The 18,046-nt window shown below is 69.9% G+C and carries 21 protein-coding genes; 11 read left to right on the forward strand and 10 right to left on the reverse strand.

All coding sequences use genetic code 11. The features are described from left to right. Nucleotides 1-173 precede the first annotated feature (173 nt). Nucleotides 174-1,130, forward strand: a complete 957-nt coding sequence (locus FBZ83_RS01810; RefSeq protein WP_035678724.1) for a hydrogen peroxide-inducible genes activator — start codon at nucleotides 174-176, stop codon at nucleotides 1,128-1,130. A 39-nt stretch (nucleotides 1,131-1,169) separates the two neighbouring features. Here FBZ83_RS01810 and FBZ83_RS01815 read toward each other — a convergent pair whose 3' ends face one another. The 5 genes from FBZ83_RS01815 to FBZ83_RS01840 all read right to left on the reverse strand — a co-directional run bounded on the left by FBZ83_RS01815 (nucleotide 1,170) and on the right by FBZ83_RS01840 (nucleotide 6,238). After that, complete coding sequence (locus FBZ83_RS01815; RefSeq protein ID WP_145680805.1) at nucleotides 1,170-1,781, reverse strand: helix-turn-helix domain-containing protein; 612 nt, start codon at nucleotides 1,779-1,781, stop codon at nucleotides 1,170-1,172. A 47-nt stretch (nucleotides 1,782-1,828) separates the two neighbouring features. Further along, on the reverse strand, nucleotides 1,829-2,845 hold the full coding sequence (locus FBZ83_RS01820; RefSeq protein ID WP_145680806.1) for a sulfate ABC transporter substrate-binding protein: 1,017 nt from the start codon (nucleotides 2,843-2,845) through the stop codon (nucleotides 1,829-1,831). Between the two features lie 193 nt (nucleotides 2,846-3,038). Then, a complete protein-coding gene (locus FBZ83_RS01825; protein ID WP_145680807.1) occupies nucleotides 3,039-3,944 on the reverse strand; it encodes a prephenate/arogenate dehydrogenase family protein in 906 nt (301 codons plus the stop codon). Between the two features lie 276 nt (nucleotides 3,945-4,220). Next, the gene (gene hisC / locus FBZ83_RS01835; protein WP_145680809.1) at nucleotides 4,221-5,315 is read right to left on the reverse strand and encodes a histidinol-phosphate transaminase; all 1,095 of its coding nucleotides are present in this window, start codon (nucleotides 5,313-5,315) and stop codon (nucleotides 4,221-4,223) included. A gap of 8 nt (nucleotides 5,316-5,323) precedes the next feature. Continuing rightward, a complete protein-coding gene (locus FBZ83_RS01840; protein ID WP_137104967.1) occupies nucleotides 5,324-6,238 on the reverse strand; it encodes a chorismate mutase in 915 nt (304 codons plus the stop codon). Nucleotides 6,239-6,383: 145 nt separating this feature from the next. On the opposite strand from FBZ83_RS01840, the gene metX reads away from it, so the two are divergent. From metX to FBZ83_RS01855, 3 genes are all read left to right on the forward strand, one after another. Further along, a complete protein-coding gene (gene metX, locus FBZ83_RS01845) occupies nucleotides 6,384-7,607 on the forward strand; it encodes a homoserine O-acetyltransferase MetX (protein WP_186465947.1) in 1,224 nt (407 codons plus the stop codon). Continuing rightward, a complete protein-coding gene (gene metW, locus FBZ83_RS01850; RefSeq protein ID WP_145680810.1) occupies nucleotides 7,604-8,254 on the forward strand; it encodes a methionine biosynthesis protein MetW in 651 nt (216 codons plus the stop codon). The genes metX and metW overlap by 4 nt, the downstream gene beginning before the upstream one ends. A gap of 97 nt (nucleotides 8,255-8,351) precedes the next feature. Next, nucleotides 8,352-8,936, forward strand: coding sequence for a PRC-barrel domain-containing protein (locus FBZ83_RS01855; RefSeq protein ID WP_145680811.1), 585 nt, complete (start codon nucleotides 8,352-8,354; stop codon nucleotides 8,934-8,936). A 4-nt stretch (nucleotides 8,937-8,940) separates the two neighbouring features. Here the strand turns inward: FBZ83_RS01855 and FBZ83_RS01860 are convergent, their stop codons facing one another. Together FBZ83_RS01860 and FBZ83_RS01865 are read right to left on the reverse strand one after the other, a co-directional pair. Next, nucleotides 8,941-9,504: an RBBP9/YdeN family alpha/beta hydrolase gene (locus FBZ83_RS01860; protein WP_145680812.1), complete on the reverse strand. Its 564-nt coding sequence runs from the start codon at nucleotides 9,502-9,504 to the stop codon at nucleotides 8,941-8,943. Between the two features lie 61 nt (nucleotides 9,505-9,565). Continuing rightward, the gene (locus FBZ83_RS01865; protein WP_186465964.1) at nucleotides 9,566-10,342 is read right to left on the reverse strand and encodes a class I SAM-dependent methyltransferase; all 777 of its coding nucleotides are present in this window, start codon (nucleotides 10,340-10,342) and stop codon (nucleotides 9,566-9,568) included. 63 nt (nucleotides 10,343-10,405) lie between these two features. Between FBZ83_RS01865 and gloB the strand changes: the two genes are divergently transcribed. Genes gloB through FBZ83_RS01880 form a run of 3 tightly spaced genes read left to right on the forward strand, consistent with a single transcriptional unit; the run spans nucleotide 10,406 to nucleotide 12,282 of the window. After that, nucleotides 10,406-11,167, forward strand: a complete 762-nt coding sequence (gene gloB / locus FBZ83_RS01870) for a hydroxyacylglutathione hydrolase (RefSeq protein WP_145680814.1) — start codon at nucleotides 10,406-10,408, stop codon at nucleotides 11,165-11,167. A gap of 54 nt (nucleotides 11,168-11,221) precedes the next feature. Continuing rightward, nucleotides 11,222-11,827, forward strand: coding sequence for a glutathione S-transferase N-terminal domain-containing protein (locus tag FBZ83_RS01875; protein WP_145680815.1), 606 nt, complete (start codon nucleotides 11,222-11,224; stop codon nucleotides 11,825-11,827). 26 nt (nucleotides 11,828-11,853) lie between these two features. Beyond that, on the forward strand, nucleotides 11,854-12,282 hold the full coding sequence (locus tag FBZ83_RS01880; protein WP_145680816.1) for a cupin domain-containing protein: 429 nt from the start codon (nucleotides 11,854-11,856) through the stop codon (nucleotides 12,280-12,282). A gap of 92 nt (nucleotides 12,283-12,374) precedes the next feature. Here FBZ83_RS01880 and dcd read toward each other — a convergent pair whose 3' ends face one another. Further along, nucleotides 12,375-12,959 (reverse strand): dCTP deaminase, encoded by a 585-nt coding sequence (dcd, locus tag FBZ83_RS01885; protein ID WP_145623733.1) that lies wholly within the window; start codon nucleotides 12,957-12,959, stop codon nucleotides 12,375-12,377. A gap of 160 nt (nucleotides 12,960-13,119) precedes the next feature. Here dcd and FBZ83_RS01890 point away from each other — a divergent pair, with 160 nt between their 5' ends. Next, nucleotides 13,120-13,995: a hypothetical protein gene (locus FBZ83_RS01890; protein WP_145680817.1), complete on the forward strand. Its 876-nt coding sequence runs from the start codon at nucleotides 13,120-13,122 to the stop codon at nucleotides 13,993-13,995. 13 nt (nucleotides 13,996-14,008) lie between these two features. Here FBZ83_RS01890 and FBZ83_RS01895 read toward each other — a convergent pair whose 3' ends face one another. After that, entirely contained in the window at nucleotides 14,009-14,413 is a 405-nt protein-coding gene (locus FBZ83_RS01895) for a four-helix bundle copper-binding protein (protein ID WP_145680818.1), read from the reverse strand. A gap of 156 nt (nucleotides 14,414-14,569) precedes the next feature. Here FBZ83_RS01895 and FBZ83_RS01900 point away from each other — a divergent pair, with 156 nt between their 5' ends. Continuing rightward, on the forward strand, nucleotides 14,570-15,319 hold the full coding sequence (locus tag FBZ83_RS01900) for a sulfite exporter TauE/SafE family protein (protein ID WP_145680819.1): 750 nt from the start codon (nucleotides 14,570-14,572) through the stop codon (nucleotides 15,317-15,319). On the opposite strand, the gene FBZ83_RS01905 is transcribed toward FBZ83_RS01900, so the two are convergent. Beyond that, nucleotides 15,309-16,346 (reverse strand): SDR family oxidoreductase, encoded by a 1,038-nt coding sequence (locus FBZ83_RS01905; protein ID WP_145680820.1) that lies wholly within the window; start codon nucleotides 16,344-16,346, stop codon nucleotides 15,309-15,311. The two genes, FBZ83_RS01900 and FBZ83_RS01905, sit on opposite strands and share 11 nt — an antisense overlap. Nucleotides 16,347-16,536: 190 nt before the next feature. On the opposite strand from FBZ83_RS01905, the gene FBZ83_RS01910 reads away from it, so the two are divergent. Then, the gene (locus tag FBZ83_RS01910; RefSeq protein WP_145680821.1) at nucleotides 16,537-16,773 is read left to right on the forward strand and encodes a sulfurtransferase TusA family protein; all 237 of its coding nucleotides are present in this window, start codon (nucleotides 16,537-16,539) and stop codon (nucleotides 16,771-16,773) included. Nucleotides 16,774-16,805: 32 nt separating this feature from the next. Next, nucleotides 16,806-18,044: a DUF2478 domain-containing protein gene (locus FBZ83_RS01915; RefSeq protein WP_145680822.1), complete on the forward strand. Its 1,239-nt coding sequence runs from the start codon at nucleotides 16,806-16,808 to the stop codon at nucleotides 18,042-18,044. Nucleotides 18,045-18,046: the final 2 nt, after the last annotated feature.

Consider the following 18,046-nt stretch of genomic DNA (forward strand, 5'->3'; position numbering starts at 1 on the left):
CCCGTCTTCCCAATGGTTTCCCATATGGGCTACCGGTGCCGCGGCATCCCTGCCGGAAGTCTGCTCCCCCCTCGTTGGTCGCTTGACACCAGGGAAGTTAGGGGCAATGGGTCAGCGATGGAAGCGAAAAATACCAATCGCTTTGATCGATAAAACCGATTATTGTGCAGTGCATGAAGCCCCTCCCCACCTTACGTCAGCTCCACTACCTCGTCGCCGTCGTCGATCGCTGCCATTTCGGCAAGGCGGCGGAGGCGTGCCTCGTCAGCCAGTCGACGCTCAGCGCCGGCATCCAGGAGTTGGAGAATCTGCTGGGCGCCCCGCTGCTGGAGCGCACGCGGCGCACCGTCCTGCCGACCCCGCTGGGCCGCGAGATTGCCGACCGCGCCCGCCTCGTCCTGAAGGGGGCGGAGGAGTTGGTGGACATGGCCCGCTCGGTGGAAGACCCGATGTCGGGGCCGCTCCATCTCGGCGTGATCCCGACCATCGGCCCCTTCCTGATCCCCCGCGTGATGCCGGCGCTGCGCGACAGCTTTCCCAAGCTGAAGCTGTTCCTGCGCGAGGACCAGACCGCCCGGCTGCTCGACCGGCTGGAATCGGGGGAGCTGGACGCGGCCATCCTCGCCCTGCCCTACCCCTCCGGCGACGTGGAATCCATCGACATCGCCGAAGACCGCTTCTCCGTGGTCTGCACGCCCGAGCACCGGTTGAGCGACGTCACCACGCCCCGCCCGTCCGACGTGGCGCTGGACGATCTGCTGCTGCTGGAGGACGGGCACTGCCTGCGCGACCACGCGCTGGCCGCCTGTTCCATGGAAGGGGCGCGGCAAAGCGCCGCGTTCCAGGGCACCAGCCTGCACACGCTGGTCCAGATGGTCGCCAACGGGCTGGGGGTGACGCTGCTGCCGCAGATGGCGCTCGACTCGGGGATTCTGCGCGGTTTGGATGTGGTGGTCCGCCCGCTGGGCGGGGAGCGGCCGTTCCGTCGGATCGGGCTGGTCTGGCGCCGCACCTCCGGCCGCAAGGAAACCTTCCGGCAACTCGCCGCCGCCCTGAAGACGGAGATGTCCCGCGACAGCGGTCCGCAGGCCCCCGCCAACGGCGACGCCAGCGTGCGGACCGCCGCCTGATCCAGGGCCAGAGAACGCCAGAATCAGAGAACGCCGGAATCAGAAGACGTAGGTCATCACGAGATACAACAGCGCCTCGCCGTCACCCACGTTGCGGTAGGCGTGGGGGGCGTCGGCGTCGAACTGGATCGTGTCGCCCTCCTCCAGCCGGTGGGTGCCGTCGCCGGTCTCGATCTCGACCACACCGCGCCCGACCAGGATGTTCTCCACGGTGCCGATGGTGTGGGCGTCGGCCCGCTCGTCGGTGCCGGGAGCGAGGCGCAGCTCGTAGAATTCGACCTGCCGCTCGCCGTGGAAGGGGAACAGCGCCCGTGAGCTGAAGCGTCCGTCGCGCGAGGCCAACGGCCGGCTGTCCGCCCGCCGGATCACCGTGGTCCCACCGCTGCCCCCACTGCTGAGCAGGCTGGAGAAGGGCACGTCGAGCGCGCGGGCGATGGTCCACAGGAAGTCGATGCTGGACGGCCCCCGCCCGGCTTCGATCGCCGTCAGCTCGGCCCGGCTGTTGCCCGACAGCTTGGCCAGCGCGTCGACGGACAGCCCCTGGCGGAGCCGGAAGTTGCGGATGTTCTCGGCGATCACGCCGGTCAGCGCGTTGGCATCGCCGTCCGCCGTCCGGGAGTCCGTGCTCCGGGGGGTCGATGTCGTGCTCATGGTGTTTGGCCCTCCCGTTCCATCACTGCGTGCTCTTGTCCTGGGCTTCAGCGGGGCGCCGACTGGAGCTGGTCAAACAGGGCGCCCTCCGCGAAGTGGGTCGACTGGGCCTTGCGCCAGCCGCCGAAGACGTCGTCCACGGTCACCAGCGCCACCGGGGAGAAGCGCCCGGCGTACTGCCGCGCCAGCTCGGGATGGCGGGGCCGGTAGAAATTCCGGGCGGCGATTTCCTGCCCTTCGCGGGTGTAGAGATACTGCACATAGGCTTCCGCCACCTTGCGGGTGCCCTTGCGGTCGACCACGCTGTCCACCACGGCCACCGGCGGCTCGGTGAGGATCGACAGGGACGGCACGACGATCTCGAACTGGTCGGCGCCGAACTCCTGAAGCGACAGGAAGGCCTCGTTCTCCCAGGCCAGAAGAACGTCGCCGACGCCCTTGCGGGTGAAGGTCAGCGCGGCCCCGCGGGCGCCGCTGTCCAGCACCGGGACGTGTTTGTAAAGGTCGGCGACGAATTGCCTGGCTTTTGCCTCGTCGTTGCCGTTGGTCTTCAGCGCATAAGCCCAGGCGGCAAGGTAGTTCCAGCGCGCGCCGCCCGAGGTCTTTGGATTCGGCGTGATCACCTCCACGTCCGGCTTTACCAGATCGTCCCAGTCCTTGATCTCCTTCGGGTTGCCCTTGCGGACCAGGAACACGATGGTGGAGGTGTAGGGGGAGCTGTTGTTTGGCAAGCGCTCCCGCCAATCCTTCGCGATCAGCCCGGCGTCGGCGATGGCGTCCACGTCGTAGCCAAGAGCCAGCGTCACCACGTCGGCGTCCAGACCGTCGATGACCGAGCGCGCCTGCGCGCCCGATCCGCCGTGCGACTGGTGAATGACCACCGTCTCCCCCGACGCCTCCGCCCAGGTGCGGGCGAAGGCTGGGTTGAACTCCTCGTACAGTTCCCGCGTCGGGTCGTAGGAGACGTTCAGGATCGTGCTGCGGCTCGCGGCGCTGGCGGTCGCCAGGGCGGCCAAGGTCACCAGCCCGACGGCGATGAGGCTCTGGCTGAAGCGCGACGGCATGAACGGTGTTCCCCAGGCTGACGGTCGATGGCGTGATGCCGGGGATTATTGAACACGGGCGATCCCTATCAGGCAAGTCGTCTTTTGCTGCTAGGTGTGTAATTCACATATGTCCGATTATCATTTATCGGAGTTTTAATGTGAAAATAGGTCGTCAAACGGTTGCGCCAGCCGAACGGCGCAACCGGACCGGTCAGGCCTGCTTGGCGTCGATGATGCCGCGGCGGATGGCGCGGGTCTTGGTGAAATGGTCCTGCAGCTGCTCCCCCTCGCCCCAGCGGATGGCGCGCTGGAGGGCGGTCAGGTCCTCGGTGAAGCGCTGGAGGATTTCCAGGACCGCTTCCCGGTTGTTCAGGAACACGTCGCGCCACATCACCGGGTCGCTGGCGGCGATGCGGGTGAAGTCGCGGAAACCGCCGGCCGAGAACTTGATGACCTCGGACTTGGTGTCGTCCTCCAAGTCGGACGCCGTGCCGACGATGGTGTAGGCGATCAGGTGCGGCAGGTGCGAGGTGATGGCCAGCACGCGGTCGTGATGGTTGGCGTCCATCAGTTCCACGGTGGAACCGATGCGGCGCCACATCGTGACTACCTTGTCCACCGCGCCCTCGTTGGCGCCGGGCGGCGGGGTGACGATGCACCAGCGGCCCTGGAACAGGGTGGCGAAGCCGGCCTCCGGCCCCGAATGCTCGGTGCCCGCCACCGGGTGGCCGGGAATCAGGTGCACGCCGTCCGGGATGTGAGGCCCGACGTCGCGCAGCACCGCCTGCTTCACCGAGCCGACGTCCGTCACGATCATGCCGGGCCGCAGCAGCGGCCCAAGCTGCTCCCCCACCTCGGCGAAGGCCCCGACGGGAGTCGCCAGGACCACCACGTCGGCACCCTCCAGGGCTTCCGCCAAATCGGTGGTGGCGCGCTCGCCGATGCCCAGTTCCATCGCCTTGGCGCAATGCTCCGGGCTGCGGTCCGCGCAGACGACCTGACGAGCCACCCCGTAATGCGTGAGCGCCCGCGCCAGGGACGAACCGATCAGACCCACGCCGACGATGGCGACGCGGTCGAACAGGGGGGCGGCCAAGGGGGCTGCGGTCTCGCTCATGATCTCAAGGCACCGGCTGCGGATGGGTTGCAGAACGCCCCGCTATAAAGCACCAAGGCGCCCTGTGACCAAGGGAAAGTTTGCCCGGCCGCTTCGTGAGGAAACGCGCGCAACGGCGCGCCCCCCTCTCCCGCCCCGGGAGAGGGTGGCCCGAAGGGCCGGGTGAGGGTAGCGCAAGGATCAAGGCGCTGATTCTTGTCTATACCCTCACCCTCCCACCGCTTCGCGGCGGGCCCCTCCCTCTCCCGGGGCGGGAGAGGGAAAACCACTCCGGCCTTACGCTGCCAGGAAGTCCTCCAGCGCCTGCACCACCTCGCGCATTTCGGCCTCCGTGCCGATGGTGACGCGCAGGCAGCTCGGCAGGCCGTAGGCGGGCATCTGGCGGACCAGGATGCCGCGGCCCTTCAGGAACAGGCGCGCCGCCTCGGCGTCGTCCTTCCCGGCGGTCTGGCCGGCGAAATCGACCAGGACGAAGTTCGTCACGCTGGGATGGGTCTTCAGGCCAAGGTCCTGAACCTGCTGGACGAACCACTCCCGCCATTCGATGTTGTGGCTGCGCGAGCGCTCCAGGAATTCGGTATCCTCCAGCGCCGCCACCCCGGCGATCTGCGCCGCGGAGGAGACGTTGAAGGGACCGCGCACGCGGTTAAGCACGTCGGCGATCCCCGCCGGGCAGTAGGCCCAGCCGAGCCGGACCGAGCCCAGCGCGAAGATCTTCGAGAAGGTGCGGGTCATCACCACGTTGGGGAAGCGGTCGACCAGCTCCTGCCCCGCCGAATAGTCGTTGTGGTTCATGTATTCGGCGTAGGCCGCGTCGATGACCAGGATGGCGTTCTCCGGCAGGCCGGCGTGCAGGCGGGCCATCTCGTCGGCGGTGATGTAGGTGCCGGTCGGGTTGTTCGGGTTGGCGACGAAGACCAGCCGGGTGCGCGGCGTGACGTGGGCCAGCAGCGAATCCACATCGGTGGTCAGGTTCGTCTCCGGCGCCTGGACCGGGGTGGCGCCGACCGACTTGGCGCCGATCGGGTACATCAGGAAGCCGTGCTGCGAGTACAGCACCTCGTCCCCCGGCCCGGCGTAGGCGCGGATCAGCAGGGCGATCAGCTCGTCGGAACCGGCGCCGCAGACCACGCGGTCGGCGTCCAGGCCGAAGCGCTCGGCGATGGCCTTGCGCAGCTTGGCGGAGCCGCCGTCCGGGTAGCGGTGCATCTCGCCTGCGGCGGCCTTGTAGGCCTCCACGGCGCGCGGGCTCGGGCCGAGCGCGCCTTCGTTGGAGGCGAGGCGGATGTGCCCCGCATGCTCGCCACCGACATAGGGGGCGATGTCGAGAATCCCCGGGCGGGGCGCCGGGCCGTTGTTCGGCTGGGTCATGTCAGGTCTCAGACCTTGCGGGCGTCGTGGGAGAAATGAAGCGGGACGGCGTAGCCGCCCACGATGTTGATCCGCACCGGGATCTCGCCCAGCCGGCCGGCGAAGGCAGCCAGGCGCGGGTCGGTGTGGTCGACGAAGTCGGCGACCTCGACCAGATGGATCGACGGGCCGGACGGGTCGCGGGCGTGCCAGGTGCAGAAATAGGTCGGGGCGAGGCCGCTCGTCTCCAGATGGTCCTTGAGCCGGCCGCGGCTGAGGTCATGCCCCAGCTCGATCCCCAGCAGGGTGCGGTCGTCGCCGGTCGGCTCGTGCGGAACCAGCGCGATGGCCAGCGCGTCGCGATCTTCGCCGCGGGCGTTGCCGCGCCCGGCGAAGGGCAGCCGCGCCACCACGCGCGGCGTGCGCGCGTCGGACGACACCAGGAAGCGCCACCAGGGGTCCGCGTCGTCCTCAGCCGGGTAGGGAACGACGCCGACGGTGGCCGTGCCCTCCGACACCGCGCGGATGGCCGCGGCGGGGGAGTTGACGGCGGTCATCGGGACGACGCTGCCGAAATGGTCGCGGGCCACGTCCCAGAATCCGCGGCGGTCCTCCGGCGCGTAGACCGCAACGGCGAAGGGGCCCTGGAGCCGGGTGAAGGCGGTGATCATTTCCCGCCACATGCGGGTGACGGCCATCGCCGGAAAGGAGCCGGCGTGGCGCGCCATCAGGCGGCGCAGGATGACCGCCTCGCGCGCCGGGCGCAGATAGATCGGGGTCTGGGGGTTCCCGCTGACCTGACCTTCCGCGGCCTCGATCTGGCTTTTCACGACGCCGACGCGCTCCACCACCGCGGCGCGGCGCATCAGCAGGTCGTGGATCGTATCGTCGATGTGATCGATCTCGCGGCGCAGATCGTCGAGCGGGGACTTGGGCGGAGGCATGGGGCGGGAAACCGTCAAATCCAGGGCGAATCCAAAGCCGGATAGTAGTAGTCCGCAAGCGGCACGAAATCAAAGAAAACGTTGACACTCCCAACCGCCGGTCCGTAGCTATGAACGTCCGTTTTCCGGAGGCTCCCGACCCGTCATGTCCGCGCCGAACCCCGCCGCCGCCGTGTCTGGCGCCGTCTCTGCCGCCGTGCCTGCCGAGCCCGCGACGATGCCCGGCCACCGGGTCACGCTCGGGGTGGAGCGGCCCATGCGGCTGGACAGCGGCGCGGAGCTGGGTCCCTTCGAGGTCGCCTATCAGACCTACGGCGCGCTGAACGCCGACCGGTCGAACGCCATCCTGATCTGCCACGCCCTGACCGGCGACCATTACGTGCTCGACCAGCATCCGGTGACCGGCAAGCCCGGCTGGTGGGAGATGCTGGTCGGACCCGGCAAGCCGGTCGACACCGACCGCTACTTCGTCATCTGCTCCAACGTCATCGGCGGTTGCATGGGCTCCACCGGCCCGAAGGAGACCGATCCGGCGACTGGCAAGCCCTACGGCCTCGGCTTCCCCGTCATCACCATCGGCGACATGGTGCGCGCGCAGAAGCTGCTGGTGGAGCATCTCGGGATCGACCAGCTCTTCTGCGTGATCGGCGGCTCGATGGGCGGCATGCAGGTGCTGCAATGGGCCGTCGCCTACCCGGAGTCGGTCTTCGCCGCGGTGCCGATCGCCACGGCCGCCCGCCACTCCGCGCAGAACATCGCCTTCCACGAGGTCGGCCGGCAGGCCATCATGGCCGACCCGGACTGGGCCGGCGGCAACTATCTGCTGGAGGGTACCCGCCCCCACCGCGGGCTGGCGGTGGCGCGCATGGCCGCGCACATCACCTACCTGTCGGAACCGGCGCTGCACCGCAAGTTCGGGCGCAATCTGCAGAACCGCCAGACCGTCACCTACGGCTTCGACGCCGATTTCCAGGTGGAAAGCTATCTGCGCCACCAGGGCATCACCTTCGTGGAGCGGTTCGACGCCAACTCCTACCTCTACATCACGCGGGCGATGGACTATTTCGACCTCGCCGCGGATTACGGGGGCGGCACCCTGTCCAACGCCTTCCGCAAGGACGGCAAGGGCACGCCGGTGCGCTTCTGCCTCGCCAGCTTCTCCAGCGACTGGCTGTTCCCGACCTCCGAATCGCGGGCCATCGTGCACGCGTTGAACGCGGTGGCCGCCAACGTCAGCTTCGTGGAGATCCGCACCGACAAGGGCCACGACTCCTTCCTGCTCGACGAGCCGGAATTCCATCAGGTGATCCGCGGCTTCCTCGACGGCTGCGCCGAACACCGCGGCCTGACGCGGGACTCCCGGCCATGAGCCCCCTCGACGACAAGCAAGCCGCCGCCCGCGCCGCCTCCGGCACCGGCATCCGCTCCGACCTGAAGCTGATCGCGGAGATGGTGGAGCCGGGCAGCCGCGTGCTCGACGTCGGCTGCGGCGACGGCGCCCTGCTCGCCTTCCTGTCCCGGCAGAAGGGGGTGGACGCGCGCGGGATCGAGCTGTCGATGGACGGCGTGCACCAGTGCGTGGCCCAGGGCCTGTCGGTCATCCAGGGCGACGCCGAAACCGATTTGAAGGACTACCCGCCGGGGGCCTTCGATTACGTGATCCTCAGCCAGACCCTGCAGGCGATGCGCGAGCCGCGGACGGTGCTGGAGACGATGACCCGCATCGGGCGGCGGGCCATCGTGTCGGTGCCCAACTTCGGCTATTGGCGCATCCGCGTGCAGCTCCTGCTGACCGGACGCATGCCGGTGACGGAGAAGCTGGGCTACCAGTGGTGGGAAACCCCCAACATCCATTTCTGCACGATCCGGGACTTCGTCGTCCTGGCGGAGGAGATGGGCATCCGCATCGAGCGCTGCATGATCGTGAACGGCGCCGGCCGGGTCACCGGCCACGCCCATTCCGGGCTCGCCAACCTGCTGGGCGAGCAGGGCGTCTTCCTGCTGCGCCGGGACTGACCGGACCCCGCCGGACGGCGGCGATGCAACCCCTGCCCCGCTGGCGCTGTTGAACAGGCAAAGTCCGTTCAACAACCGTCAGCGGGAGCTTCGCACCATGCGCCTCGTCCTCTCCTCCGTCCTGGCCGCATCGGCCGCCGCCCTGCTGTTGTCCGGCGCCGCATCGGCGCAAACGCCCCAGGCTCAGGCACCGCAGGCTTCACCGGACGCCGCGCGGCCCCCGCTGATGACGGCGCCGCGCCCGGACGACACCCCGGCCACCCCGCCCGCGGCCTCGCAGGAAGGGCTCGGCGGCGACGCGCCTTCCGACGAGATGAAGCGCGCCGCCCCCTCCGTCGCCGCGATTCCCCATCTGCTGACCCCGGAGGAGGCGCGGACCCTGATCGGCAAGGAGGTGCGGACCCGCGACGGCCAGCCCGGCGGCTCCATCAAGGACTTCACTCTGGACGGCAGCGCCGCTTCGATCGAGCGGATCGTGCTGGCCCCCGCGGAGGGCAGCGGGGCGGACGGCAAACTGCGGTCCCTGCCGGTCAGCATGCTGCGCACCGACATCGCGGGTGCCGCCCCCGGTGGCGATGGCGCGACGACGCCGACGCTGGACCTGCCGGCCGCTGAACTCGCGCGGGCGCCGGAATTCACCTATGGCGACGGGGTAAAAACGGTGAGCGGCCAGCCGCAGTGACGGCTCAGGCGCCGCTCTCCACCGCGCGCAGCAGGTCGAGGACGAGCCGCTCGCCGTCCGGCCAGGGGCCGTAGCCGGCGGCGGTGTTGATGTGGCCGAGGGCGCCGCCGTCGATGAAGTCGGCGCCCCACCCAACCGCGAAGGCGCAGGAGCGGGCGATCGCGGCGTAGGGGTCGTCGTGGCTGGCCAGCACCAGCGCGCGGAAGGGCAGCGGATCGGTGGGCACCGGGGCGAAGCCGTGGACCTCCGGCGGCGTGTGCTCCGCCGATTCGACGTCGGGCGGGGCAACCAGCAGGGCGGCGGCGACCTGGCCCACCGACGACCCGCTCCGCACGCCCCAATGGGCGACGGCCATGCAGCCCAGGCTGTGGGCGATCAGAACCACCGGCGCGGTGGCGGCAGCCACCGCATCCTCCAGCGAGCGAACCCAATCCTCCAAGTGCGGCGCGTCCCAGTCGGCCTGCTCGACACGCGTGAAGGACGGGTGGCGCCGCTGCAGCCAGCTTTGCCAATGGTCCGGGCCGGAATTGCCGAGTCCGGGCACGATGAGAACGCTCGCCTTCGTCATGGGGTCCGATCCGCTGCGGTGACCAGGGAGGTTACAAACCGCAACGGCCCCGGAGCAAGGCTTACGGCTCCTCCGACACCCGCCACGCGCCGGACCCGGCCGGACGGCGGGCCGGAGCGGCCCCGCCGGGAAGCGGAACGATCAGGCGGCGCTTGACCGGTTGCTGGGTCTTGCGCGACACCCCGGCGAAGATCTGCTTCGACGCCTCGATCATCGTCACCCCGGCGAAGGCTTTGAACCAGCGGCAGCCGACCTCCTCCCAGGCCGGAGCGGTCTTCATCAGGAAGCGGGAGCGCAGCGGCGGCAGGAACAGGGCATGCCCCGTGCGCTCCGGCACGAACATGGTGTCGCGCAGAACCTGCTTCAGTTGAGAAGCCGAATAGGGAAAACCATGGCCGAAGGGCGTCCAGTCGGCCCGCGCCCACAGGCCGCGGCGGTTCGGCACCACCACCAGCACCCGCCCGCCGCCGGCCAGCACACGCCAGATCTCGCGCATCATCGGGCGGAGCTGCTCCGTCCCCTCCAGCCCGTGGACGAGCAGCACGCGGTCCACCGACATGTCGGCCAGCGGCAGGTCCGCCTCGTCGCCCAGCGCCACCAGCCCCGGCCCGCCCGGCGGCCAGAAGGTCACGCCCTGGGTTGCCGGCATGATCGAGAACACCCGCTCCGCCTCGTCGCGGAAGGGCTGCAGGTACGGCGTCGTGTAGCCGACCCCCAGCACGATCTGGCCGCGCAGGTTGGGCCAGATGGTGCGGATGCGCCGGCGGATCATCCGCCGCGCCGCCTGACCAAGCCCGGACTCGTAGAATTCACGGAGATCGACGATATCGGTGTACATGGTCATCCCAGGCTATCACGTTTCGATCGAACGTCCATTCATGCGGGAGAGGGGCCCAAGCCCATGGACATCCACCTGATTCCGGCCTTCGCCGACAACTACATCTACCTCCTGCGCGATCCGGCCAGCGGCGCCGTCGGTGTCGTCGACCCCGGCGACGCGCAGCCCGTGCTGGCGGAGCTGGACCGGCGCGGCTGGACGCTGACGCACATCTTCAACACCCACCACCACAACGACCACATCGGCGGCAACCACGCGCTGAAGGCGCGCTATGGCGCCGATGTGATCGGCCCGCGCGCCGACGTCGCCCGCATTCCCGATATGGAGACGTGTCTGGGCGAAGGCGAGACCATTTCGTTCGGATCGCACACCGCCCAGGTGTTTTTCGTCCCCGGCCACACCTCCGGCCACATCGCCTTCTGGTTTCCGGAGGCCAAGGCGCTGTTCAGCGGCGACACGCTGTTCGCGCTCGGCTGCGGGCGGCTGTTCGAGGGCACGCCGGCCCAGATGTGGGCCTCGCTGGTCAAGCTGCGCGGCCTGCCGGACGACACGCGCGTCTATTGCGGCCACGAATACACCCTGTCCAACGCCCGTTTCGCCGTGACGGTGGAGCCGGCCAACGCCGCCCTCAAGACCCGCGCGGCGGAGATCGCCGCGCAGCGCGAACGCGGGGAGCCGACCATCCCCTCCACGCTGGGCGTCGAGAAGGCCACCAACCCCTTCCTGCGCGCCGACGTGCCGGAGGTCCAGGCCGCCCTCGGCATGGCAGGCGCCGACCCGGTGGCGGTCTTCGCCGAGATCCGCGGCCGCAAGGACCGCTTTTAAGACGGCGCGCCCTCGCGCTACCCTGACGCCCACAAAACGGGAGGAGAGATTCTGATGAAGCTGCGCTGGAGCCCGACCTCGCCCTACGTCCGCAAGGTCGCGATGGTCCTCATCGAATGCGGGCTGGAGTCGGCGGTCGAGAAGCAGGTGACCAACGCCTGGGCACCCGACACCGACCTGCCGGCGGACAACCCGCTGGGCAAGGTGCCGGCCCTGATCCTGGACGACGGCTCGACGCTCTACGACAGCCCGGTGATCGCCGAGTATCTGGACTCGCTGCACGACGGCCCGCGCCTGTTCCCGGCCGCCGGCCCGGCGCGCTGGACGGCGTTGCGCCAGCAGGCGCTGGCCGACGGCGTCTGCGACGCCGCCATCCTGCGCCGCCTGGAGCTTCAGCGGCCGGACGGCGAGCGTTCCGAGACCTGGGCGGACCGCCAGCGCCGCGCCGTCGCCCGCGCGCTCGACGTGCTGGAGGCGGAGGCGCCGGCCCTCGACAACACGCTGACCATCGGCACGCTGTCCATCCTGGTGGCGCTCGGCTACCTCGACTTCCGCTTCGGGCACGAGGACTGGCGGGCGGGCCGTCCGGAACTGGCGGCGTGGTTCGCCTCGGCCTCCGAGCTCGACAGCTTCCGCCGCACCGCACCGCCGCCGACGTGACAGCCGGCGTGAGAAAGGGTGACACCATGGAGTCCCTGACGCCCGAGCGCATCATCGCGACGCTGGGCATGCAGCCCCATCCGGAAGGCGGCCACTATGTGGAGACCTTCCGGGATGCCCCGCCGGGCGGCGGGCGCGGGGTCAAGACCGGCATCCACTACCTGCTCCAGGCGGGCGAACGCTCCCACTGGCACCGGGTGGACGCGGTCGAGATGTGGCACTGGCACGCCGGGGGACCGCTGGAGCTGTCCATCTCCGCCGACGGTCGGTCGGTGGAGCGGCTGGTGCTGGGGATGGACCTCGCGGGCGGCCAGCGCCCGCAGGGCGTCGTTCCGGCGCACGCGTGGCAGGCGGCGCGGCCGCTGGCGGGCTGGGTTCTGGTCGGCTGCACCGTCTCCCCCGCCTTCGAGTTCGCCGGCTTCGAGATGGCGCCGGAGGGGTGGGAGCCCGGCTGACATCCGGGCGGCTGGGCCGCCGGACACCCGCACGAAAAAAGGCGCCCCGGAAGCGGGGCGCCTTTTCATGGTCGGCCTTCGGAAATCAGCCTTCAGGACTGCTCAAGGTTGATCCGGCTCGGAAGCGGGTCGAGCTGGTCGCGGTACTTGGCGTCGGGGCGCGCGGCGTAGGGCTTAGAGGTCGGCGACATCAGCGTTTCGAAGCTGAGGGCGCAGATCCGCATGCCCGGGCGCAGCGCCAGCGGCAGCCGTCCGCAGTTGAAGAATTCCAGGGTGATGCGGCCGTTCCAGCCCGGATCGATGGTGTGCGCGGTGGCGTGCACCATCAGGCCCAGGCGGGCGAGGCTGCTGCGGCCGTCCAGGCGGCCGGCGATGTCGTTGGGCAGGCCGATGCGCTGCACGGTGATGCCGAGCACCAGCTCGCCCGGATGCAGGAAGAACGGCTCGCCGACGGGAACCTCGACGCGGTCCATCAGCTTGTCGGGAACCTGGCTGGGATGGCCCTCGGGCGGGGCGAGGTCGACGAAGGCCGCCTTGCCCGGCGGGAAGACCTGGAAGGCGCTTCCGAGCTGGAGGTCCACCGACATCGCGCCGATCTGGCTCTCCGCCGGCAACGGGTCGATCTCGATGCGTCCTTCGGCGAGGTATCGGCGAATATCGACGTCTGACAGCTTCATGCCTTCCGAACCTCCTGGCGAACCCGCAAACGGCGCGGCTCCGGTCGCTTCCCTGGCGCACTCTATAGCCGGATCGACGCCTCTCGACAACACAATCACCAGTCTTTTAGAAGGCACCAAGCCCCTTGGATGGGGCCGCATTGCACAAGGGGTGATGGGAATGGCGGTATCCTCGATCGACGCGGCGGCATCGGACCATCAGGCCGAGTTGCGGCACCTGTCCGTCATCCTGGGCGAGGTCCCGCCGGAGGGCGGACGGCCGGACCCGGTCGCGCTGTTCCGCAGCCGCGTCGCCCAGCATGGGGAGCGGGTCCGTGCCCTCAAGGCCTCGGTGTCGCCGCTGTTCGTCGAAAACAGCGACCTCGCCGCCTACGCCGCCACCGACGGCCCGCTGCCGGCGCTGATCCTGGTCGGCGACAATCCGGGGCGCCGGGAGTTCGAGCAGTCCGTCTACCTGTGCGTCCAGGGGCGCGCCGGGGCCATGGCCCACAGCTTCTTCGACGGCATCTTCGGCGCCGGCTCCTTCCGCGGCAAGGTGATGGTGCTGAACAAAAGCTCCTTCCACACGCCGCGCACGGTGGGACTGACGGAGGCGATGCGCGGCGATCCGGCGCTCGCCGAGGCCATCCGGCGCGACCAGGAGGAGAACGCCCGTCTGATCGCCGACTCGGTGGCCCTGCTCGGCGTTCCGGTCGTCACCATCGGCATGGAAAGCGGCGGGACGACCTTCCAAAGCTTCCGCAAAACGCTGGAAACCCGCTACCGCGCCCTCGGCAACCCGCCGGCCGTCTTCCAGGGAAAGCGCCTCTCCGGCCCCTTCCGCAAGGTGCCGCATTTCTCGCTGTCGAAGATCTTCTGCCGCAACGCCGATGCCGCCTGGAACGCCGGGCTGGACGGCTTCCTGGCCCGCCACGCGGCGGTTCCGGGCCTGCGGACGGAGAACGGCAACGTCTCGTCCAAGCTGCTGCTCGGGCTGGGCGATGGCCCCCTGCTCGCCGATTACCTGGACCGGGTGATCCTCGGCAACGGCGGCTGACCCCCGGCCGGCCTCAATGGCTCAGGGTCTGCAACGCCTTGCGGCAAGTGTCCTCGCAGGACCGGCAGGCTTCGGCGCAGATGCGGCAATGCTGGTGCATGGCGGCGTGCCCCTCGCACTCCTCGGCGCACAGGCGGCAGGCGGTGGCGCAGGCGTCGAGCATGGCGCGGATCACCGCCTCATTGGAGCCGCTGCGCCGGGTGGCGATGGCGCCGGTCGCCGCGCAGACGTCGGCGCAATCCATGTTCAGGCGGATGCACTGGACCAGGTCGGCCACCGCCTCCTCGCCCAGGCAGGCGTCGGCGCAGGTGGTGCAGGTCTGCGCGCAGTCGTAGCAGGCCTCGATGCAGCGGATGAGTGCGTCGTTGGGGTTTCCGCGCACGTGTGGGTGGGTGCTGATCATGTCGCGGGCGTGCATGGGCAATCTCCGTAAGGACGGGGTGATGGGAGTGGGCGTCGGCGCCCTGCCCTGCCAACAGCGCAGCACCTCCATGGTTCGGAAATTCTCCCCCTTTCCCTGGCCCCGCCAACGCCCGCCGGTTACAAGCGATCATCACGGCTTGGGGAAGTGCTGGTGTTCAACGAGACGGCCGGACTGACGGCGCTGATCCTGGTCATCGCCACGCTGTACGCCGCGGTCGGGCAGGCCGGAGCCTCGGGATATCTGGCGGTCATGGGCATCGTCGGGCTCGACCCGGCGACGATGAAGCCGACGGCGCTCGCCCTCAACCTTCTGGTGGCGACCATCGGCACCGTGCGCTTCGTCCGCGCCGGGCTGTTCACATGGCGGGCCTTCTACCCGTTCGGCGTGCTGGGGATGCCCTTCTCGTTCCTCGGCGGCACGCTGCACCTGCCGTCCCATCTCTACTACCCGCTGGTCGGGGCGATCCTCCTGCTGGCGGCGCTGGAACTGGCCCGCTCGACCTGGGTGGCGCGCGGCGCGCCGGAGAGGACGGCCGCCGTCGCCCCGCCCTTCCTGCCGGCGCTCGCCGCCGGGGCCGCCGTGGGCTTCCTGTCGGGGATGACCGGCACCGGCGGCGGCATCTTCCTGGCGCCGTTGATCCTGCTGATGGGCTGGGTCGAGACGCGCCGCGCTGCCGCTGTGTCGGCCGCCTACAACCTGCTGAACTCGGCGGCGGCGCTGGCCGGCACCTGGACGACCGTGACGACGCTGCCGGCCGCCCTGCCCTGGTGGCTGGTCGCCGCCGGGGTGGGCGGCGCGGTCGGCGCCTGGCTGGGCAGCCGCCATCTGCCGACCGCCACATTGCGCTATCTGCTGGCGGCGATCCTCGCCTTGTCCGGACTCAAGATGCTCACGGCCTGACCCTGGCACTCTCCCACGCCCGCCTTTCCCAGACCTGGGCGGGCAGGCGACTCATCAGGCCGATGGGCAGCAAGAACAGGGCGACGTTGGTCCAGCACAGGGCGCGGCGCCCTTCCCGGCCTTGGGGTGCCTGGGCTTCGGCCCGCTCCATCCAGCCGCCGCTCGCCTCGCGGTAATCCGGCATGGCCTCCAGAACGCCGCCGGAGGTGTCGTGGGCCGGGCGGTTGTCGAACATGTCGCGGTCCATCCGGTGGGCCATCCTGCGGTCCGCCAGCGCCGGCGCCACCGCGTGCGGCAGGGTGGCGGAGCGCCCCGCGGCGCCGACGAACAGCTCGGGCCGTGGGTTTTCGGCGAGGCGCAGGATGGCCTCGGCGACCTCCTCCGGCGGGTGCAGCGGTGTCATCGCCTTGACGGCGCGGCCGGTGTAGTTCGCGCCATGCTGCCACAGCGGCGTGTCGATGGGACCGGGCAGCAGGGTGCAGACCTGGATGCCGGGGTCCTCCACCAGCTCCTGCCGCAGCGTCTCTGAGAAACCGCGAACCGCGAACTTGCTGGCGGCGTAGGCGGCAGCGTAGCGCTGCCCGACGAGGGAAGCCAGCGAGGCGACGTTGATGACCGTGCCCTCCTCCCGCTCCAGGAAATGCGGCAGCACGGCGCGGCATCCGTTGGCGGTGCCGAAGAAGTTGGTGCGCATCACCTCCTCGAACACGTCCTGCGGGGTCTCCTCGAAACGCCCGAAGGCGATGACGCCGGCGTTGTTCACCCAGACGTCGATCCCCCCGAACACCTCGATGGCACGCTCGGCCAGACGGTTCATCTGCTCCTGGTCGCGCACGTCGGTGGGCACGACCATCGCCCGCCCGCCGGCGGCCACGCACTCCTCCGCGACCTCGTGCAGGGCGGCGTGGCGCCGCGCCGCCAGCACCACCGCGGCGCCGTGGCGCGCGAACTCCACCGCGGTCGCCCGGCCGATCCCGCTGGACGCCCCGGTGATGACCACCACCTTGTCGAAATGCCGACCGGCCATAAGCGTTGCTCCCGCATTGTTCGTTCGAATCCGTTTCTCTGGCTAACATTCCAGCCCGGCAAAGGTGCCCCGGCCCGCCGGGAGCGCCCAATTGCACGGAACGGCAATTCTGCCGGAATGGTGGAGACGGAGGCGGGAACCCGGTACAGTCGCGGCGTCCGGTGCCCATGCAGAAGAAGAGGTTACGTCCGTGGCGGCCAAGGAACTCGACGTGAAGGGGCTGCACTGCCCGCTGCCCATCCTGCGGACGCGCGCCCTGCTGGACAAAATGGCCGAGGGGGAGGAGGTGATCGTCTACGCCACCGACCCGGCGTCGATCATCGACTTCAAGCATTTCTGCAACACGACCGACAACGTGCTGCTGGCGCACGAGACGCGCGGGGAGGTGTTCGTGTACCACATCCGCCGCGGCGTCTCCGCCGTCTGACGTTCCTCTCCATTCCTGAAGGAGTCCGCCCCATGCCGACCCTGCGCCCCGCGGTTCCACCCCCGCTGCGTCCTGGTGCTGTGGTCCATGGCCCCGGCTCCATCGCCGTCGACGCGATGATCGACCGCTTCGTGATGGAGCTGCGGCGGCGCGGCTTCCGCGTCGGCGGCGTAATCCAGCGCAACACCGGCGCGCCCGGCGACTGCGCCGACCTGATGGAGCTGGTGGACGTCGCCACCGGCCAAGCCTACGACATCTCGCAGCATCTCGGCCGCGAATCGCAGTCCTGCCGCGTCGATCCCCAGGGGGTGGCCGAGGCCAGCCAGGCGCTGCGCCGTGCCATCGCCGAGCGCGCCGACCTGCTGGTGGTCAACAAGTTCGCCGGGCTGGAGGCGCATGGCGAGGGGCTGGCGGACGAGCTGCTGGCCGGCATCGCGGAGGGCATCCCGGTGCTGACCAGCGTCGGCAGCCGCTTCCTCAACGAGTGGCAGAGCTTCACCGGCGGCTTCACCTCCCTGATCTCGCCGCACGAGGACGCGCTGTGGCGCTGGTGGGGGGCGCACCGGCTCTACGACGACCTGCTGCACGGCGTGGAGGACGCCGAGGTCCGCGCCATCACCATCGGCGCCAAATGGATCATGGTGGAGACGGACGGCGCCGGGGGACCCGGCATCGGCTTGGCCGCCCGCCCGCAGTCGGCGCCGCCGCCCGATCCCGCGCGCTGGACCGGCGTCGGCCTCGCCGGGCTGGCCGCCCACGCCGCGCGCTCCTGGGACCCGCAGGAAACCGCGGTCGGCATGGCCGCGCTGAACGCCCATTACAACCGCCCCGACCTGACCGGCTCCGCGGCCAACGGGCTGGACCTGTTCACCGGGATGGAGGGGCGCGTGGTCGTCTTCGGGGCCTTCCCGCAGATTGCCCGGCGCCTGCCCAACGCCCATGTGGTCGAAATGAACCCCAGCGACGGGGAGTATCCGGAGGCCGCCGGGGAATGGCTGCTGCCGGGGGCGGAGGGCGCGGCGATCACCGCCTCCACCCTGACCAACCGCACCCTGCCCCGCCTGCTGTCGGTGGCCGAGGGAACCCGCGTCGCGCTGGTCGGGCCGGGGACGCCGCTGACCCCGCGGCTGTTCCGCTACGGCGTTGCCGCGCTGGCCGGCTTCGTGGTGGAGAACCGCGACGCCGTGGCCGAGGCGATCCTGGCCGGGGGCTCGTCCCAGAGCTTCCACCGCCATGGCCGCTTCGTCACGCTGCACAACGAACAGAATTGAGA

This window comes from Azospirillum brasilense (assembly GCF_007827815.1).
GTDB lineage: Bacteria > Pseudomonadota > Alphaproteobacteria > Azospirillales > Azospirillaceae > Azospirillum > Azospirillum brasilense_C.

What these genes read in the sequence shown, in the direction of transcription:
- FBZ83_RS01810 (WP_035678724.1), top strand. Translation starts at nt 174, where the DNA reads ATGAAGCCCCTCCCCACCTTACGTCAGCTCCACTACCTCGTCGCCGTC.
- FBZ83_RS01875 (WP_145680815.1), top strand. Translation starts at nt 11,222, where the DNA reads ATGAAGCTGCGCTGGAGCCCGACCTCGCCCTACGTCCGCAAGGTCGCG.
- metW (WP_145680810.1), top strand. Translation starts at nt 7,604, where the DNA reads ATGAGCCCCCTCGACGACAAGCAAGCCGCCGCCCGCGCCGCCTCCGGC.
- FBZ83_RS01915 (WP_145680822.1), top strand. Translation starts at nt 16,806, where the DNA reads ATGCCGACCCTGCGCCCCGCGGTTCCACCCCCGCTGCGTCCTGGTGCT.
- FBZ83_RS01820 (WP_145680806.1), bottom strand. Translation starts at nt 2,845, where the DNA reads ATGCCGTCGCGCTTCAGCCAGAGCCTCATCGCCGTCGGGCTGGTGACC.
- FBZ83_RS01890 (WP_145680817.1), top strand. Translation starts at nt 13,120, where the DNA reads ATGGCGGTATCCTCGATCGACGCGGCGGCATCGGACCATCAGGCCGAG.
- hisC (WP_145680809.1), bottom strand. Translation starts at nt 5,315, where the DNA reads ATGACCCAGCCGAACAACGGCCCGGCGCCCCGCCCGGGGATTCTCGAC.
- FBZ83_RS01825 (WP_145680807.1), bottom strand. Translation starts at nt 3,944, where the DNA reads ATGAGCGAGACCGCAGCCCCCTTGGCCGCCCCCCTGTTCGACCGCGTC.
- FBZ83_RS01840 (WP_137104967.1), bottom strand. Translation starts at nt 6,238, where the DNA reads ATGCCTCCGCCCAAGTCCCCGCTCGACGATCTGCGCCGCGAGATCGAT.
- FBZ83_RS01880 (WP_145680816.1), top strand. Translation starts at nt 11,854, where the DNA reads ATGGAGTCCCTGACGCCCGAGCGCATCATCGCGACGCTGGGCATGCAG.
- FBZ83_RS01905 (WP_145680820.1), bottom strand. Translation starts at nt 16,346, where the DNA reads ATGGCCGGTCGGCATTTCGACAAGGTGGTGGTCATCACCGGGGCGTCC.
- FBZ83_RS01860 (WP_145680812.1), bottom strand. Translation starts at nt 9,504, where the DNA reads ATGACGAAGGCGAGCGTTCTCATCGTGCCCGGACTCGGCAATTCCGGC.
- FBZ83_RS01815 (WP_145680805.1), bottom strand. Translation starts at nt 1,781, where the DNA reads ATGAGCACGACATCGACCCCCCGGAGCACGGACTCCCGGACGGCGGAC.
- dcd (WP_145623733.1), bottom strand. Translation starts at nt 12,959, where the DNA reads ATGAAGCTGTCAGACGTCGATATTCGCCGATACCTCGCCGAAGGACGC.
- FBZ83_RS01865 (WP_186465964.1), bottom strand. Translation starts at nt 10,342, where the DNA reads ATGTACACCGATATCGTCGATCTCCGTGAATTCTACGAGTCCGGGCTT.
- gloB (WP_145680814.1), top strand. Translation starts at nt 10,406, where the DNA reads ATGGACATCCACCTGATTCCGGCCTTCGCCGACAACTACATCTACCTC.
- metX (WP_186465947.1), top strand. Translation starts at nt 6,384, where the DNA reads ATGTCCGCGCCGAACCCCGCCGCCGCCGTGTCTGGCGCCGTCTCTGCC.
- FBZ83_RS01855 (WP_145680811.1), top strand. Translation starts at nt 8,352, where the DNA reads ATGCGCCTCGTCCTCTCCTCCGTCCTGGCCGCATCGGCCGCCGCCCTG.
- FBZ83_RS01895 (WP_145680818.1), bottom strand. Translation starts at nt 14,413, where the DNA reads ATGCACGCCCGCGACATGATCAGCACCCACCCACACGTGCGCGGAAAC.